17 protein-coding genes and 1 riboswitch are annotated in these 17,601 nt (G+C 44.0%); of the genes, 16 read left to right on the plus strand and 1 reads right to left on the minus strand.

The features are described 5' to 3' along the window. Positions 1–7 precede the first annotated feature (7 nt). From ASE42_RS08430 to ASE42_RS08500, 16 genes are all read left to right on the plus strand, one after another. Positions 8–931, plus strand: coding sequence for an aspartate carbamoyltransferase catalytic subunit (locus ASE42_RS08430; protein ID WP_024424232.1), 924 nt, complete (start codon positions 8–10; stop codon positions 929–931). After that, complete coding sequence (locus tag ASE42_RS08435) at positions 915–2,201, plus strand: dihydroorotase (RefSeq protein WP_024424231.1); 1,287 nt, start codon at positions 915–917, stop codon at positions 2,199–2,201. Before ASE42_RS08430 ends, ASE42_RS08435 begins: the two co-directional genes overlap by 17 nt. Next, positions 2,198–3,292 (plus strand): carbamoyl phosphate synthase small subunit, encoded by a 1,095-nt coding sequence (locus ASE42_RS08440; RefSeq protein WP_024424230.1) that lies wholly within the window; start codon positions 2,198–2,200, stop codon positions 3,290–3,292. The genes ASE42_RS08435 and ASE42_RS08440 overlap by 4 nt, the downstream gene beginning before the upstream one ends. Then, the gene (carB, locus tag ASE42_RS08445; protein ID WP_056766387.1) at positions 3,277–6,492 is read left to right on the plus strand and encodes a carbamoyl-phosphate synthase (glutamine-hydrolyzing) large subunit; all 3,216 of its coding nucleotides are present in this window, start codon (positions 3,277–3,279) and stop codon (positions 6,490–6,492) included. The genes ASE42_RS08440 and carB overlap by 16 nt, the downstream gene beginning before the upstream one ends. After that, the gene (locus ASE42_RS08450; RefSeq protein WP_056766389.1) at positions 6,489–7,265 is read left to right on the plus strand and encodes a dihydroorotate dehydrogenase electron transfer subunit; all 777 of its coding nucleotides are present in this window, start codon (positions 6,489–6,491) and stop codon (positions 7,263–7,265) included. Before carB ends, ASE42_RS08450 begins: the two co-directional genes overlap by 4 nt. Further along, positions 7,259–8,191, plus strand: a complete 933-nt coding sequence (locus ASE42_RS08455) for a dihydroorotate dehydrogenase (RefSeq protein ID WP_024424227.1) — start codon at positions 7,259–7,261, stop codon at positions 8,189–8,191. The genes ASE42_RS08450 and ASE42_RS08455 overlap by 7 nt, the downstream gene beginning before the upstream one ends. Beyond that, on the plus strand, positions 8,163–8,867 hold the full coding sequence (gene pyrF / locus ASE42_RS08460; RefSeq protein WP_056766391.1) for an orotidine-5'-phosphate decarboxylase: 705 nt from the start codon (positions 8,163–8,165) through the stop codon (positions 8,865–8,867). The genes ASE42_RS08455 and pyrF overlap by 29 nt, the downstream gene beginning before the upstream one ends. Before the next feature lie 7 nt (positions 8,868–8,874). Further along, positions 8,875–9,513, plus strand: a complete 639-nt coding sequence (gene pyrE / locus ASE42_RS08465) for an orotate phosphoribosyltransferase (RefSeq protein ID WP_041108925.1) — start codon at positions 8,875–8,877, stop codon at positions 9,511–9,513. A 167-nt stretch (positions 9,514–9,680) separates the two neighbouring features. Further along, positions 9,681–9,783, plus strand: a riboswitch (SAM riboswitch). 116 nt (positions 9,784–9,899) lie between these two features. After that, positions 9,900–10,004 (plus strand): DUF2292 domain-containing protein, encoded by a 105-nt coding sequence (locus ASE42_RS18565; protein WP_369810469.1) that lies wholly within the window; start codon positions 9,900–9,902, stop codon positions 10,002–10,004. A 45-nt stretch (positions 10,005–10,049) separates the two neighbouring features. Continuing rightward, the gene (locus ASE42_RS08470; protein ID WP_024424224.1) at positions 10,050–10,751 is read left to right on the plus strand and encodes a phosphoadenylyl-sulfate reductase; all 702 of its coding nucleotides are present in this window, start codon (positions 10,050–10,052) and stop codon (positions 10,749–10,751) included. Positions 10,752–10,764: 13 nt separating this feature from the next. Then, complete coding sequence (locus ASE42_RS08475; protein ID WP_056766393.1) at positions 10,765–11,829, plus strand: inorganic phosphate transporter; 1,065 nt, start codon at positions 10,765–10,767, stop codon at positions 11,827–11,829. A 57-nt stretch (positions 11,830–11,886) separates the two neighbouring features. Then, positions 11,887–13,023 (plus strand): sulfate adenylyltransferase, encoded by a 1,137-nt coding sequence (sat, locus tag ASE42_RS08480; protein ID WP_024424222.1) that lies wholly within the window; start codon positions 11,887–11,889, stop codon positions 13,021–13,023. A gap of 15 nt (positions 13,024–13,038) precedes the next feature. Further along, a complete protein-coding gene (gene cysC / locus ASE42_RS08485; RefSeq protein ID WP_044330722.1) occupies positions 13,039–13,632 on the plus strand; it encodes an adenylyl-sulfate kinase in 594 nt (197 codons plus the stop codon). A gap of 29 nt (positions 13,633–13,661) precedes the next feature. Further along, positions 13,662–14,417 carry a uroporphyrinogen-III C-methyltransferase gene (gene cobA, locus ASE42_RS08490; protein WP_025092552.1) on the plus strand — a complete coding sequence of 252 codons (756 nt, stop codon included), beginning with the start codon at positions 13,662–13,664 and terminating at the stop codon, positions 14,415–14,417. Between the two features lie 74 nt (positions 14,418–14,491). Beyond that, entirely contained in the window at positions 14,492–15,277 is a 786-nt protein-coding gene (locus ASE42_RS08495; RefSeq protein WP_056766396.1) for a sirohydrochlorin chelatase, read from the plus strand. After that, a complete protein-coding gene (locus tag ASE42_RS08500) occupies positions 15,258–15,761 on the plus strand; it encodes a bifunctional precorrin-2 dehydrogenase/sirohydrochlorin ferrochelatase (protein ID WP_056766398.1) in 504 nt (167 codons plus the stop codon). Before ASE42_RS08495 ends, ASE42_RS08500 begins: the two co-directional genes overlap by 20 nt. Before the next feature lie 33 nt (positions 15,762–15,794). On the opposite strand, the gene ASE42_RS08505 is transcribed toward ASE42_RS08500, so the two are convergent. Continuing rightward, complete coding sequence (locus ASE42_RS08505; protein WP_024426952.1) at positions 15,795–17,504, minus strand: NFACT family protein; 1,710 nt, start codon at positions 17,502–17,504, stop codon at positions 15,795–15,797. Between the last annotated feature and the right edge of the window lie 97 nt (positions 17,505–17,601).

Below are 17,601 nucleotides of genomic sequence, written 5' to 3' on the forward strand. Positions count from 1 at the left end.
AGAAAAAATGAATGATTTATCGACAATGAGCAGCTTATCAAAAGAAGAGATTTTACAGCTGATTGAAGAAGCAGCTGCACTCAAAAAGGGGAAACAAGAACATGGATTAGCCGGAGAATTTGTGGCAAACCTTTTCTTTGAACCAAGCACAAGAACACGTTTTAGCTTCGAAGTAGCCGAAAAGAAACTAGGGATGAATGTCCTGAGCTTAGATGCAGCAAGCACCTCCGTTCAAAAAGGCGAAACACTTTACGATACGGTAAAAACACTTGAATCGATCGGAGTAAAGGCTTGTGTGATCAGAGACAGCACCGATGAATATTATAACGAGCTGATTGGGAAGGTTGGAATTCCCATCATCAATGCAGGAGATGGCTGCGGACAGCATCCAACCCAATCACTGCTTGACCTCATGACCATCTTTGAAGAGTTTGGCGGCTTTGAAGGCTTAACGATTTCGATTCATGGAGACATCAAACATAGCAGGGTGGCAAGATCAAATGCTGAGGTTCTCTCAAGGCTGGGAGCGACAGTCCTCTTTTCAGGGCCTGCTTCCTTCCAGGATGAACAAAACCCTCACGGAACGTATGTCCAAGTAGATGAAGCCATCGCACAATCTGATGTGGTGATGCTGCTTAGAATCCAGCATGAACGGCACGCTGAAAAAATGGGCAGCGAAGATTACTTATCAACTTATGGATTAACAGTAGACAGAGCAAACAAAATGAAAGAACGCGCGATTATTATGCATCCAGCACCAGTAAACAGAGGTGTTGAAATAGATGATTCATTAGTAGAGTCCAAGCAGTCAAGAATTTTTAAACAAATGGAAAATGGTGTTTATATCCGAATGGCCGTATTAAAAAGAGCTTTTCAAAATAGCACACTACATCAAAAAGGGAGAGATTCTGTCTATGTCATATCTCATTAAAAACGGTTTTATCTTAACAAGCACAGGTGAAAGAGTGCAGCAGGATATTAGGGTAAAAGGAAAAGTGATTCAAGCGATCGGTCACCTAGAAAGAGAAGACGGAGAAGAGGTTATTGATGCAGCAGGGCTATTTGTGTCACCAGGCTTGATTGATCTGCATGTGCATTTAAGAGAGCCAGGCGGAGAGAAAAAGGAAACGATTGAAACAGGTTCTAAAGCAGCCGCAAGAGGCGGATATACGACGATTGCAGCGATGCCGAATACAAGGCCGGTTCCAGATACAAAAGAGCAAATGGAATGGCTGATGAATCGAATCGAAGAGACCTCATCTGTGAGAGTGCTGCCATACGCATCCATCACAACGAGACAAATTGGGGAAGAGATGACGGATTTTGCAGCACTAAAAGAAGCAGGCGCCTTTGCTTTTACAGATGACGGTGTTGGCATCCAAACAGCAGGCATGATGTACGAAGCGATGAAACAGGCAGCAAGTCTTGATCAAGCGATTGTGGCGCACTGTGAAGATAACTCGCTCATTTACGGCGGGTGCGTTCATGAAGGAGAATTTTCAAAAGCAAATGGGTTAAACGGAATACCGTCCATTTGTGAATCGGTGCATATTGCAAGAGATGTTCTTTTAGCAGAAGCAGCGAACTGTCATTATCATGTATGTCATATCAGTACGAAAGAATCTGTGCGGGTCGTACGCGATGCAAAAAAAGCAGGCATCCGTGTGACGGCTGAGGTGTCACCGCATCACCTGCTGTTGTGTGATACGGACATTCCAGGTCTTGATACAAATTATAAAATGAACCCGCCGCTCAGAGGAAAAGAGGATCGCGAGGCATTGATCGAGGGACTATTAGATGGAACGATTGATTTCATCGCAACAGACCATGCGCCGCATACAGAAGAAGAAAAGAACGAAACCATGCAGCGTGCCCCGTTTGGAATTGTGGGACTTGAAACAGCGTTCCCGCTTCTGTATACACGATTTGTCAAAACAGGCGAATGGACATTAAAAGAACTCGTTGATTATATGACAATTAAACCAGCAGAAGCATTTTCTCTTCCATACGGAAAGCTTGAAGAAGGGCACATAGCTGATATCACACTTATTGATTTAAACAAAGAAATGGCAATCGATAAAACAAGCTTCTTATCTAAAGGGCAAAATACACCGTTTGACAAATTGACTGTATCAGGATGGCCGGTCATGACACTTGCATCTGGGAAAGTCGTTTATGAAGAGGGGAGACTAGTAAAATGAAGAGACGCTTAGTGCTAGAAAACGGAACAGTATTCGAAGGAACAGGCTTTGGCAGCTTAGAACCATCAGTCGGAGAAGTCGTCTTTAATACAGGGATGACGGGCTATCAAGAAATTTTATCTGATCCATCATACTGCGGACAAATTGTCACACTGACTTACCCGCTTATCGGCAACTATGGCATTAACCGTGACGATTTTGAATCGATCACACCGTTTGTGAAAGGGCTGATTGTGAAAGAGCTTTGTGAAAAGCCCTCAAACTGGCGCTCTTCATATTCACTCGATGAATATTTAAAAATGAAAAACATTCCGGGGCTGAGCGGAATCGATACACGGAAGCTGACTAGAATGATTCGAAGTGCAGGGACTTTAAGAGGGGCATTTGCAGGACCTGATGAACAAGTGGAAGACGTTGTCCGCCGCCTTCAAACATTGCAGCTGCCAACAGATCAAGTGAGTCAAGTATCTGTGAAAAATGCGTACCCAAGCCCAGGCAGAGGAAAAAGAATTGTCCTTGTCGATTTCGGCATGAAGCATGGCATTTTGCGCGAGCTCAATAAACGTGACTGCGACGTCATTGTGGTGCCATACAACATCACTGCAGATGAAGTGCTGCAGCTAAAGCCTGATGGCATCATGCTTTCAAACGGACCTGGAGATCCTGTGGATGTACCGGAAGCCGTTGAGATGATTCAGCAATTGATTGGAAAGGTGCCGCTCTTTGGTATATGCCTCGGACATCAATTATTTGCTCTAGCATGCGGTGCAAGCACAGAAAAAATGAAATTTGGCCACAGAGGATCAAACCATCCGGTGAAAGAACTAGCAACTGGCAAGGTGACACTGACGTCTCAAAACCATGGCTACACGGTTAGCAGTATTAACGAAGACGTGCTCGAAGTCACACATATTGCCCTAAACGACAATACGATTGAAGGATTAAAACATAAAGAAGCACCAGCATTCACTGTTCAGTACCACCCAGAAGCATCACCGGGTCCAGAAGATGCAAACTACTTATTTGACCAGTTCATGGAAATGATTCATACGACTGAGAAAGAAGGGGAAGAAGTATGCCAAAACGCGTAGACATCAAAAAGATTTTAGTAATCGGATCAGGTCCTATCATCATCGGTCAGGCAGCGGAGTTTGACTATGCAGGTACACAGGCTTGCTTAGCGCTAAAAGAAGAGGGCTATGAAGTCGTTCTTGTGAACTCTAACCCTGCGACCATCATGACAGATACAGAAATGGCTGATAAGGTATACATCGAACCACTGACACCAGAATTTTTAACACGAATCATTCGAAAAGAACGCCCTGATGCGATCTTGCCAACACTTGGCGGGCAAACTGGATTAAACCTTGCTGTTGAATTGTCAGAGCTTGGCGTATTAGCTGAATGCGGCGTTGAAGTACTCGGTACAAAGCTGTCAGCCATCCAAAAAGCAGAGGATAGAGATTTATTCCGTAATTTAATGAATGAACTAAATGAGCCAGTACCAGAAAGTGAAATCATTCATAACCTGGAAGAAGCGATGGCGTTTACAGATCAAATCGGTTTCCCTGTCATTGTCAGACCAGCCTATACATTAGGCGGAACGGGCGGCGGAATTTGTACAAACGAGCAAGAACTGAAGGAAATCGTTGAAAACGGTCTGAAGCTAAGCCCAGTCACACAATGCTTACTTGAAAAAAGCATTGCAGGCTTTAAAGAAATTGAATATGAAGTCATGCGAGACAGCGGTGACCATGCAATCGTTGTTTGTAACATGGAAAACTTTGACCCTGTCGGCATCCATACTGGTGACAGTATTGTTGTAGCCCCAAGCCAAACGTTAAGTGACCGTGAATATCAGCTGCTTCGAAATGTGTCGCTTAAGCTGATCCGTGCACTTGGCATTGAAGGCGGCTGTAACGTTCAGCTGGCACTTGATCCAAACAGCTTTCAATACTATATCATCGAGGTAAACCCGCGTGTGAGCCGTTCATCTGCGCTTGCGTCGAAAGCGACAGGCTATCCAATAGCCAAATTGGCAGCGAAAATTGCTGTCGGCTTAACGCTTGATGAAATGATGAACCCAGTCACAGGTAAAACCTATGCAGCCTTCGAGCCGGCACTTGACTATATCGTTTCAAAAATACCGCGCTGGCCGTTCGATAAATTTGAATCTGCGAACAGACGTCTTGGTACGCAAATGAAGGCAACTGGTGAAGTCATGGCGATCGGCCGCACATTAGAAGAGTCTCTTCTAAAGGCTGTACGTTCACTTGAAGCCGATGTGCATCACATTGAATTAAAAGATGAAGCAGACATCATAAATGAAGTGCTTGAAAAACGGATTATCAAAGCGGGAGACGAACGATTATTTTATATCGCTGAGGCGCTTAGAAGAGGCTATACAGTCGAACAAATACATGAATTCTCAAAAATTGATTACTTCTTCCTTCATAAGCTGGAAGGCATCATTGCCTTTGAGAAGACATTAAAAGAAAACAAAGGCAATACAGACGTATTAAAAGAAGCAAAAGAAAAAGGCTTCTCAGATATCTACATTAGCCGCGAGTGGAAGATGAACGAAGCGGATGTCTACAAGCTAAGACAAGAAGCAGGCATTGTACCAGTATACAAAATGGTAGATACATGTGCGGCGGAATTTGAATCAGAGACACCTTATTTCTACAGCACGTATGAAGATGAAAATGAATCAGAACGTACAGACAAGAAAAGCGTTATCGTATTAGGTTCAGGTCCTATCCGAATTGGACAAGGGGTTGAATTTGATTATGCGACTGTTCACTCAGTGTGGGCAATTAAACAAGCAGGCTATGAAGCGATCATTATTAACAACAACCCTGAAACAGTCTCAACAGACTTTAGTATTTCAGATAAGCTCTACTTTGAACCACTCACTGTAGAAGATGTCATGCATATCATCGACCTTGAACAGCCTGAAGGAGTCGTCGTTCAGTTCGGCGGACAAACGGCGATCAACCTAGCAGATGAATTATCAAATAGAGGGGTTAAAATTCTTGGAACTTCTCTAGAAGACCTAGACCGCGCAGAAAACCGGGACAAGTTTGAACAAACGTTAGAAACACTCGGCGTGCCGCAGCCTAAAGGGAAAACAGCAACGTCTGTGCCTGAAGCAGTAGCGATTGCCAATCAAATCGGCTACCCAGTCCTTGTCCGTCCTTCCTATGTATTAGGCGGCCGCGCGATGGAAATTGTGTATCAAGAAGCTGAGCTTCTTCACTACATGGAGAATGCGGTGAAGGTTAACCCGCAGCATCCAGTGTTAATTGACAAGTATTTGACAGGAAAAGAAATTGAAGTAGATGCCGTGTCTGATGGAGAAACTGTCGTAATCCCAGGCATTATGGAACACATTGAAAGAGCCGGAGTTCACTCTGGTGACTCGATTGCGGTCTATCCGCCGCAAACATTGTCTGAGGACATCAAAGCAAAGATCGCAGAATACACGATCAAGCTTGCAAAAGGACTCAACATTATTGGGCTTTTGAACATTCAGTTTGTCCTATCAAAAGGTGAAGTGTATGTACTTGAAGTGAACCCGAGATCAAGCCGGACGGTTCCTTTCTTAAGTAAAATTACAGGCATCCCGATGGCAAACCTTGCGACAAAAGTCATCTTAGGAGACAAGCTCAAAAATTATGGCTACGAAGAAGGGCTTCATACAGAGCAAGAAGGAGTGTACGTCAAAGTTCCAGTCTTCTCTTTTGCAAAATTAAGAAGAGTGGATATTACACTCGGGCCTGAAATGAAATCAACAGGTGAGGTCATGGGGAAAGATGTCACGATCGAAAAAGCCCTATATAAAGGATTGATTGCATCAGGCATTCAAATCCCTAATGACGGAACCGTTCTTCTGACAGTGGCTGATAAGGATAAAGAAGAAGGACTTGAGATCGCAAGAAGATTCCATTCGATCGGCTATCATATTTTAGCAACAGAAGGAACGGCGAATTATTTAAAACAAGCCTCCATTCCATCAAGTGTGGTCGGCAAAATTGGAGAGGAAGGCAAAAATCTCCTTGATGTTATTCGAAACGGGGAAGCCCAATTCGTGATCAACACATTAACAAAAGGAAAACAGCCGGCAAGAGACGGCTTTAGAATTAGACGTGAATCTGTTGAAAACGGAGTGGCTTGCTTAACGTCACTAGATACAGCAGAAGCCATTTTAAGAGTGCTTGAGAGCATGACATTTAGAGCGGATGAAATGCCAGAAGTGAAAACGAATGCTGAGGTGACAGTAACGATATGAAAAAAGCATACTTGACGGTCGTCTCGAACCGAGAGATCGCTGATCATATTTACGAAATGACATTACAAGGTGACCTTGTGGACTCCTTTCAAACGGCTGGACAATTTCTTCATCTAAAGGTCAGTGAATCGATGACACCGCTGCTGAGAAGACCGATCAGTATTGCCAACATTCATGCCGAGCAAAAAGAAGCAACCATCATTTACCGCGCAGAGGGAGAGGGCACAAAGCTCCTCTCCCAAAAGCGGGAGGGAGAATCAGTCGATGTATTAGGGCCGCTTGGAAACGGGTATGATCCTTCAGTCGTCAAGCCCGGAGAGACGGCATTACTAGTCGGCGGCGGAATTGGTGTACCGCCTCTATATGAGCTGTCCAAGCGTTTAACGAAAAAAGGCGTCATCGTAAAGCATGTCCTCGGCTTTCAGTCGAAAAAGGATGTATTTTACGAGGAAAAATTTCAAGCACTCGGCGATACGTTTATTGCAACGGTTGATGGCACATACGGTGCTAAAGGCTTTGTAACAGATGTGATAAAAGCGCAAAACTTGAGCTTCGATGTGCTGCTTTCCTGCGGTCCAACACCTATGCTAAAAGCGCTGAAAGACACGTATCCTGATAAGCCTGTCTACATTTCGATGGAAGAACGAATGGGCTGCGGGATTGGTGCCTGCTTTGCATGTGTCTGTCATACCGATCAGCTCGACAAACCTTACGTCAAAGTGTGTCTTGATGGACCTGTTTTTAAAGCAGAGGAGGTGGCATTGTCATGCTAAACGTTGAGTTACCGGGATTATCTTTAAAGAATCCAATTATCCCTGCATCAGGCTGCTTTGGATTCGGGAGAGAATTTGCATCCTTATATGACCTATCATTGCTGGGCGGTATCATGATCAAAGCCACAACTCTTGAACCGAGATTTGGCAATCCGACTCCAAGGGTAGCTGAGACAGGGGCCGGTATGCTCAATGCAATCGGCCTTCAAAATCCAGGTCTAAAAGGCGTGCTTGAAAATGAATTGCCTTGGCTCGAGCAGTTTGATACACCAATTATCGCAAACGTTGCTGGCTCACAGGTTGATGATTATGTGGAAGTAGCCAAGCAAATCAGCCAAGCAAAAAATGTTCATGCCCTTGAACTGAATATTTCTTGCCCAAATGTGAAAACCGGCGGAATTGCCTTTGGTACAGATCCAAATATGGCAGCATCATTGACAAAAGCAGTCAAGAAAGTCTCTTCCGTACCTGTCTATGTCAAGCTGTCACCTAACGTAGCCAATATTGTAGAAATTGCTCAAGCGATTGAAGCTGCTGGAGCGGATGGACTCACCATGATTAACACATTAATAGGGATGCGTTTAGATTTAAAAACGGGGAAACCCATCCTTGCCAATAAAACAGGCGGATTATCAGGACCAGCTGTCAAACCTGTCGCTGTACGTATGGTGCATGAGGTGAGCCAAGCGGTTTCTATTCCGATTATCGGGATGGGCGGAGTGCAAAGTGCTGAAGATGTACTTGAATTTTTACTAGCAGGTGCAAGTGCAGTCGCTGTCGGTACAGCGAATTTTGTGAATCCATTTATTTGCCCGGAAATCATTGAAGAGCTGCCAAATGTGTTAGCAGCATATGGTTATTCATCTGTAGAGGAATGTATCGGAAGGAGCTGGAAACATGAAGCACTTGCCCATCATCGCGCTTGATTTTCCATCAGGGCAGGACGCGCTTGCCTTTTTAGATCCCTTTGAAGGGACACCATTATTTGTGAAGGTCGGCATGGAGCTGTTTTACCAAGAAGGACCTGCCATCCTTGAAGCGCTGAAAGAAAAAAATTGCCGCATTTTTCTCGATCTAAAATTACATGACATTCCAACAACGGTCCAAAAAGCGATGAACCGGCTTGCCGCACTTGGCGTTGATTTGGTCAATGTGCATGCTGCTGGCGGGAAACGAATGATGCAGGCTGCATTAGAGGGACTTGAAAGCGGGACTCCTGCTGGACAAAGCCGTCCGGGCATTATTGCAGTGACCCAGCTGACTAGTACGTCAGAAGACATGATGAGAAGCGAGTTACTCATTGACCGTCCGCTGCAAGAGGCTGTGATCCGGTACGGACAATTAGCATATGAAAGTGGACTGGACGGTGTTGTTTGCTCTGTTCATGAATCTAAAGCACTTCATGAACATATCTCACCCTCTTTTCTCACTGTAACGCCAGGGATTCGCTTACCGAATGATCAAACCGATGACCAAAAGCGTGTGGCGACACCTGCCTATGCAAAAGAGCAAGGTGTTTCACAAATTGTTGTCGGAAGATCAATCACAAAAGCTGATAAACCATTAGAAGCCTATCATCAAATTTTGAAAGAGTGGGAGTGACTGCCAGATGAAATCAAAAATCGCGAAACATCTATTACAAATCAAAGCGGTCTCATTAAAACCAGACGAACCGTTTACATGGGCGAGCGGTATAAAATCACCGATCTATTGTGATAACCGCCTCACATTATCATATCCAGAAGTCAGACACGACATTGCGGAAGGTCTAAAAGATTTGATTCTCACTCATTTCAAGGGAGCAGAGGTTGTCGCGGGTACTGCAACAGCAGGCATTCCGCATGCGGCATTAGCAGCAGACCGCTTGAACATCCCGATGTGTTATGTCAGAAGTAAGCCGAAAGCACACGGCAAAGGAAATCAAATTGAAGGGGCCGTATCGAAAGGCCAAAAGGTTGTCGTCGTCGAAGACCTTATTTCCACAGGAGGCAGTGTGCTGGAAGTGGTTGCTGCTCTTCAAGCTGAGGGCTGCGAGGTACTAGGAGTTGCCGCAATCTTCACATACGGACTGCCAAAAGCAGCGGCCGCTTTTCAAGAAAAAAATATTCCATTTGTCACCCTGACAGACTATGACACATTGACAGACGTGGCACTTGAACTGAAAGCGATTGAGCCGTCTGCGATGAACAAACTAAAACGCTGGAGACAAGACCCTTCCTCTGAATCTTGGATGGAAGAAACGGTCTGAAAAGTCAAAGTCCATCGTTAACAATTTTAAAGCTGTGCCTGCCCGCACGGCTTTTTTATTTGGGTAAAAATAGTAAAATAGACTCAAATTTTAATAAAAACTAATCCTATCAATAAAGTCGGGTTGACTTTTGTTTGAATTGTGTTAATATTTAAGACAAATTGAAACTCTTATCCAGAGAGGTGGAGGGACTGGCCCGATGAAACCCGGCAACCTGCGATTCGCAAGGTGCTACTTCCTGCAAAATGATTCTATTTTGAAAGATAAGGAAATTGTGAGCTTCCTCATCTTTCTTTCGGACTGAAAGAAAGTTTTTTTATTTTAACGGTGAGGAGGAAGAGGAGATGGAAGTGAAACAAAATCAGGATGAGGACTTAGTAAAGCATATGCAAGAACTGATTGGGGATATGAAATTCGGTTCAATTACGTTAATTGTTCAGGACGGTCAAGTGATTCAAGTGGAAAAAAACGAAAAAATTAGATTAAAGTAGTGCGGAAAATAGCAATATGAGCGGTACTCCGGAAGGGGAGAAATCATGTTAACTTATGAAAATTGGCAAGAGCCGTCCATTACATTTCAAGAGGATGATTTGTATAAAGGAGCCCTGTCTGTACTGAAATGGGCGTACGGTCATTATGGTGACCAGCTCGTATATGCGTGCAGCTTTGGGATTGAGGGCATTGTTCTAATTGATCTGATTGCAAAAGTAAAAAAAGATGCGAGAATTGTCTTTTTAGATACAGGTCTGCATTTTAAAGAAACTTACGACACAATTGATGCGGTAAAGGAAAGATATCCGGGCTTAGATATTGTACTGAAAACGCCTGAGCTGACGGTTGAACAGCAAAATGAGCAGCACGGTGATCAATTATGGAAAACAGATCCTCAAAGCTGCTGCCATATGCGTAAGGTCATTCCTTTGCAAGAAGCCTTATCTGGTTATCCAGCATGGCTTTCTGGTTTAAGAAGAGAGCAGTCACCAAAACGAGCAGGGACGAATTTCTTAAATAAGGATGAAAAATTCAAATCAGTGAAAGTATGTCCGCTCATCCATTGGACGTGGAAGGACATATGGAGATATGCATCTAGAGAGGAACTTACTTATAATCCGCTGCATGACCAAGGATATCCAAGTATCGGCTGTGCACCGTGTACACAGCCAGCATTTACTGCAGATGATCTGCGTTCTGGCAGATGGTCAGGCACAGCAAAGACAGAGTGCGGATTACATGAGTAAGGGAGCATAATGTATGGAAATCGCCGCAATTTTATTTAGTCTATTCTTTGCTTTAAACATAGGCGCAAGCGGAGCAGCTGCTTCTATGGGCATTGCGTATGGATCAGGTGCCATTCAAAAGCCCATTTATGCGCTCAGTTTTTGTGCAGTTGGGATTTTAGCAGGTTCAGTGATTGGCGGCGGTGAGGTCGTCAAAACGATCAGCTCTGGTATTATGCCAGAATCAGTCATTACACTTGAAATCGTTTGTATTATCATTGCTTCTGCTGCACTATCACTTTTCATAGCAAATCTGATGGCGATTCCTTTATCAACAAGCGAGGTCACAGTAGGGGCTGTGGTTGGTGTGGCAGTCGCGTATAAAGTATTGTTTGTGAAATCCATTTTAGTGATTGTGACATTTTGGGTCATCATCCCGCTTTTCGCCTTTCTGTTTACCTTTACTGTCGTCAAAATCATCAGAATGTTCCCTAAACGAAAACTGTCTAAAAAAGGCACAGCTATTTTATCTGTCGTATTAATTCTCAGCGGATTTTTAGAGGCATTTTCAGCCGGTATGAACAATGTGGCAAATGCCGTCGGCCCGCTCGTCGCTTCAGGCGTTTTGTCAGTTGGGCAGGGAACACTTTACGGCGGAATCTTCGTCGCAGCAGGGGCCCTCTTGCTAGGCAGAAGAGTACTGGAAACAAACGGAAAGAAAATTACCCGCTATCAAACAGGCGAAGGGATTTTACTTTCGAGTACCGGTGCCGGGCTTGTCATCGTCAGCTCTATTTTTGGGCTGCCCGTTCCACTTACGCAAATCACCTCCTCGTCTATTATCGGGCTTGGAATGGCAAAAGGCGGGCCTAACATTTTTCACAAACATGTTGTGAAAAAAATGCTGAAAGTATGGGTGGTCTCACCTTTCTTATCACTCAGCCTATCGTATTTGCTTGTGAGCCTTTTCTTAAAAGGAGACTATTACTCTATCTTTATCATGATGAGTGTACTGCTTGCCTCACTTGGTGCGCTGAGTCTGATGAAAGCAGTCAAAAATGAAAGCAGCTCTATTCATGAACAGGGCGGCGGGATTTAACCATAAATCCGACTATTAACATCTAATAAATATGAACATTGAGAGGAAGATGAACAAATGAGTTTAACACCACATGGTGGCGTATTAATTAATCGAGTAAATGAAGAATATGATCTCAGCACGGCTGCGAAGGAAATTGAACTAGATGCGATTTCCTTTGCAGACCTTGAACTCATTGCAATTGGCGGATATAGTCCAATTGAAGGGTTTTTAACAAAAGCTGATTATGAAGCAGTTGTAAGCAGTATGCGGCTAGCAAGTGGTGTCGTTTGGTCTCTTCCTATTACACTGCCAGTGACAAAAGAAAAGGCGGCGGAAATCCATCAAGGCGATATCGTGCGCTTATCCTACAATGGAACTGTATATGGGGTCATTGAAGTAGAGGATCAATACACACCAGATAAGGAAAAAGAAGCGGTGAATGTCTATAAAACAGATGACCGCAATCATCCAGGCGTGAAAAAATTATTTGAACGCGGCGATACTTACATTGGCGGAAAAATTACACTGACGAAACGCAGTGAAAAACCATTCCCTCAATTTACGTATGAGCCAGAAGAAACAAGACGTCATTTTAAAGAAAACGGCTGGAAGACCATTGTTGGTTTCCAAACGAGAAACCCGGTTCATCGTGCCCATGAATATATTCAAAAAACAGCATTGGAAACAGTCGATGGTTTATTTTTAAATCCGCTTGTCGGTGAAACAAAATCTGACGACATCCCGGCAGATGTAAGAATGAAAAGCTATCAAGTGTTATTGGACGGTTATTATCCAAAAGACCGCGTCTTTTTAGGTGTTTTTCCTGCTGCAATGCGTTATGCTGGACCAAAGGAAGCCATTTTTCATGCGCTAGTACGGAAAAATTATGGCTGCACCCATTTTATTGTCGGAAGAGATCATGCAGGTGTTGGTGACTATTACGGCACATACGAGGCGCAGGAACTCTTTGATCAATTTACAAGCGAAGAAATCGGCATTACGCCATTAAAATTTGAACACAGCTTCTACTGTAATACATGTGAAGCGATGGCCACACCAAAAACGTGTCCTCACGACAAAAGCGAGCATGTCATTCTTTCAGGTACAAAGGTTCGAACAATGCTGAGAAACGGTGAATTACCACCAAGTACGTTCAGCCGAAAAGAAGTTATTGAAACATTAATTGAAGGATTAAAAACGACGGTATCTTAATGGGAGGGGTATGACATGAGCAACGAACATATCGTGTGGCACGATTCATCTATTACAAAAAAAGAATATCAACAGAAAAACAATCATACGAGCGGCATTATCTGGCTTACAGGTCTAAGCGGGTCAGGCAAATCAACAATCGCAAATGCAGCCGCTAGAGAGCTGTTTGAACAAGGCTACCAAGTCACAGTGCTTGATGGTGATAATGTGCGGCACGGACTCAATAAAGATCTAGGGTTTTCAGATGATGATAGAAAAGAAAACATCCGCCGAATCGGAGAAGTGGCGAAATTATTTGTGGAGCAAGGAACGATTGTCATCACTGCTTTTATTTCTCCATTTCAAGAAGACCGCCACATTGTTAGACAGTTAGTCGAAGATGGAGAATTTCACGAAGTGTTTGTCAAATGTGATTTGAACGTGTGTGAAGAGCGTGATCCAAAAGGGTTATATAAAAAGGCCAGAAACGGTGAAATTCCGTTTTTCACTGGAATCGATTCACCGTATGAAGAGCCCGCTGCGCCTGAGCTCGTATTAGATACAGGGGAATTATCCCGTGAGGAATCTAAACAGCGTCTTGTTGATTATGTAAAAGGAACAACGAAATAATCGCCTGATGGCAGGGGGAGAAAAGCAAGATGGGGAAAGTATACATTGTGGGTGCTGGACCCGGTGACCCAGATTTAATCACATTAAAGGCCCATAAGGCGATACAGCAGGCAGATGTCATCTTATATGATCGTCTTGTCAATCAAGAAATTCTCGCCCATGCCAAACCGGAGGCGGAATTGATTTATTGCGGCAAGCTGCCAAATCATCATACAATGAGGCAGGAAGCCATCAATGAAGCGCTTGTGGCTCATGCAAAGGAAGGGAACGTTGTCGTTCGGCTGAAAGGCGGCGACCCCTTTGTCTTTGGCCGCGGCGGTGAAGAAATCGAATGCTTAGCTGAGCACGGAATTCCGTATGAGGTCGTCCCAGGAATTACTTCTGGGATTGCAGCGGCTGCTTATGCGGGCATCCCTGTGACACATCGTGAATTCAGCTCAAATGTTGCTTTTGTCACGGGCCACTATCAAAAGGATGAACATTTTGAAGAAAAGTGGGAGGCGCTGGCTACAGGGATTGATACTCTTGTGATTTACATGGGTGTCAAAAACGTGGAAAGAGTGCAGCGCCTGCTTTTAAAAAATGGACGGGACCCAGAAACACCCGCTGCATTTATACACTGGGGAACCACATCGAGGCAAAAGACAACTTGCTGCACGGTTGCGACACTGTCTGAAACTGTTGAAAAAGAAGGGATCGAGCATCCAAGTTTAATTGTTGTTGGAGATGTCGTTCATTTTCATCAAAAGCTGAACTGGTTTGAACCCGCATTAATCGAGAAATGAGAATGGTAGAGAAAAGACACGTGCATACATCGTGTCTTTTCGTCTGATGAAAACAAGTGAGAGGGAGGAGCCGCATGAAACAAGCTGTCCTTTATGTTGGGCATGGAAGCAGGGTGAAAGAAGCACAAGATAAGGCCATTTCTTTTATGAAAAGCTGTATGCCGTTAGTGAAAGCAGATATACAAGAAATTTGTTTTTTAGAGCTGACGGATCCTTCTATAGAAGAAGGATTTGAGGCCTGTGTGAAAAAAGGAGCGACACACATTGCAATCGTCCCGCTCCTCCTTTTAACTGCCATGCATGCCAAATCGGATATCCCGGTCGAAATTGAGAAAGTGCGCGCGCGTTTCCCGCAAGTGAAGGTCACATATGGAAAGCCGATCGGGGTGAATCAAGAAGTAACAAAAGCGGTTGCCGCAAGAATTAAAGAAGCAGGATATCAAGGCGAGCGCGCGCGGATTCTTTTAATTGGCCGCGGGAGTTCTGATCCGGAGGTGAAGCGAGATGTGTTTGGCATTGCAGACGATGTCCGAAGCCTGCTTCCGCATGCAGAGGTTCTTCCGTGTTTTATTACAGCATGTGAGCCAAATTATCGAGATGTTCTCGCGCAGTTATCAGAAGATGACGATGGGCCTGTTTATATCGTTCCTTACTTACTGTTTACGGGGATTTTAATGAAAGAAATTGAAAGTGAAGCCGCTCAGGCGAGAAAGCGGCTGAAAGATGTCCGGGTATGCCGGTATATTGGCTTTCATCCGCATGTCAAAGCGGCTTATATTGAACGCGTGCAAGAAACCATTTTAAACAAAGACGATGCGTTTCGTTTCCGAGGAGAAAGCCATGCTTCCAGTCCATCTTGATTTAACCAATAAACAAGTGGTCATCGCCGGCGGCGGATCTGTCGCATTAAGAAGAGCAAAGGCATTGTGTACGGAGTCTTGCCATATAACTGTTGTGAGTCCTGATCTTTCTGAAGAGATGGCGTGCCTCATTGATACATACGCATTGAATTGGAAGGAAAAGAAGGTGGGCGCTGAAGATTTGAAGGATGCGTTTTTCATTGTAGCTGCTACAAACGACCCTTCGGTAAATGAATGGATTGCACAAACAGCGCAGCCTCACCAGCTCGTGAATTGTGTGAGCCAATCTGAGCTCGGTAATGTGATGGTGCCGAAGGTTGTCAAAGCAGGAAAAGTGACGATTTCAGTCTCTACAAGCGGTGCAAGCCCCGCCCGGACAAAACAGCTGGCTGCGGCAATTGAATCCTTGCTTGAACAAGAGGATATTGACGCACTTGATGCCCTTTACATCGAAAGAAAAAAACGACAAAGAAAAAGCCGATAAAATCCTTACAGGAGATTTTCTCGGCTTTTTTATTTATTTTCTCAGCTTGAGCACAAGATCTTCGTCAGGCGTGACAAATAATGTTTGCTGCTGATCATACGTAACAAAGCCAGGCTTTGCTCCGTTTGGTTTTTTCACATGCCGGATTTTTGTATAGTCGACAGGTACGGAGCTGGACTCTTTTGCCTTTGAAAAATAGGCGGCAATTTGAGCCGCTTCAAGCAGGGTTTGTTCATCAGGTGCTTGGTGACGGATGACGACATGTGATCCAGGAATATCCTTTGTATGCAGCCAAATATCATCACGAGCAGCTGCCTTTGTAGTCAAATACTCGTTTTGTTTGTTGTTTTTTCCGACTAAAATTGGTATGCCTTGGGATGATTCATACGTTTCGAGCTGAATGGCCGCCGGTTTTTTCTTTTTGGCGAGACGCTTTTGTTTGGCGCGCAAATATTTTCCTTCAACAAGCTCTTCTCTCATTTCCTCTAAATCCTTCGGTGAAGCAGAGGACAGCTGCTGAATCAGCTCTTCAAAATAAGCAATTTCTTCATGTGTCCGCTTAATTTGTTCATTTACAGCTTCTACAGCATTTTTTGCCTTTTGATATTTTGTAAAATATGCCTGGGCATTTTCAGAAGGGGTTTTGTTTGTTTTGAGCGGAATCGTGATTTCTCCGCCGTCTTCATCGTAATAATTGATGACAGTCGCTTCTTTATCCCCTTTTTTAATCGCATATAAATTGGCTGTTAACAGCTCACCATAGAGCTGATATTTGTGTGCATCTTGAGATTCTTCAAGGGTTCTTTTTAGCTTTTTCAGTTTGTTTTCATTTTTCTTTTTTTCATTTACGACAAACCGTTCAAGGTCCGCTGCCTGCTGTTTGACTCTATCTCTCTCAGCTTTTCCAAAATAAAAGCGGTCAAGCAGCTGGCTGAGTGAGTCGAATGTCTTCATCTCGCCATGGACATGCTGAAGCTCTAATAAATAAAAATACTCTTTTCCGTCTTTTCTTGTGAGCTGCGGTGTAAAAGAATGCATGCGAATGAGCTGAAACATGTCGAGCAGTGTATTTGGAATCGTTTCTTGATTGGCAAGACCGGCCCGGTGTACAACTTCCTTTGCAAACAGCGGGGAAACCCCAGAGAAGGTATCGACAATTTGATTTGCGATCTTTCCTTCTTGAAAGCGTAAATGCTTCAAAATATCATCCTTTGTCACGTCAAAAGGATTCAATTTTTGCTGCGCAGGCGGCAGAAGGTATTCGTGACCAGGAAGCACCGTTCGATAGCTGTTCACAGATGGAGAAAGGTGTTTCAAACCATCAATGATCTGCTGCGTTCCATCCTCTACCAGAATGAAATTACTATGACGTCCCATGATTTCAATGTAAAGCTTACGCGTCTGCTCATCGCCAATTTCATTTCTGCTTCTTACATGAAGCACGATCACCCGGTCAAATCCAATCTGTTCAAAACGTTCAATGAAGCCGCCCTCAAGATGCTTTCTGAGGAGCATACAAAACATTGGCGGCTCGCTTGGATTGTCGTATTGATGCTCAGTGAGCTGCACTCTCGCATAGCTCGGATGAGCCGATAAAAGGAGCTTATGATTTTTCCCGTTTGCCCGAATATGAAATATCAGCTCGTGCTTATATGGCTGATGGATTTTAGAAATCCTCCCGCCAGTTAATGTCTCTTGCAATTCATTTGTCATACCATATGTAAAAATGCCGTCAAATGACATGTTGGATACACCCTCTTCTTTCGCACAAATCTACTGAAAGAACTTCCGTTTTCTCGTTCTTTAGGCAGTCTTATTATTATAGCATGATTTAGGACGA

Source organism: Bacillus sp. Root920 (assembly GCF_001429445.1).
Lineage (GTDB): Bacteria > Bacillota > Bacilli > Bacillales > Bacillaceae > Bacillus > Bacillus safensis.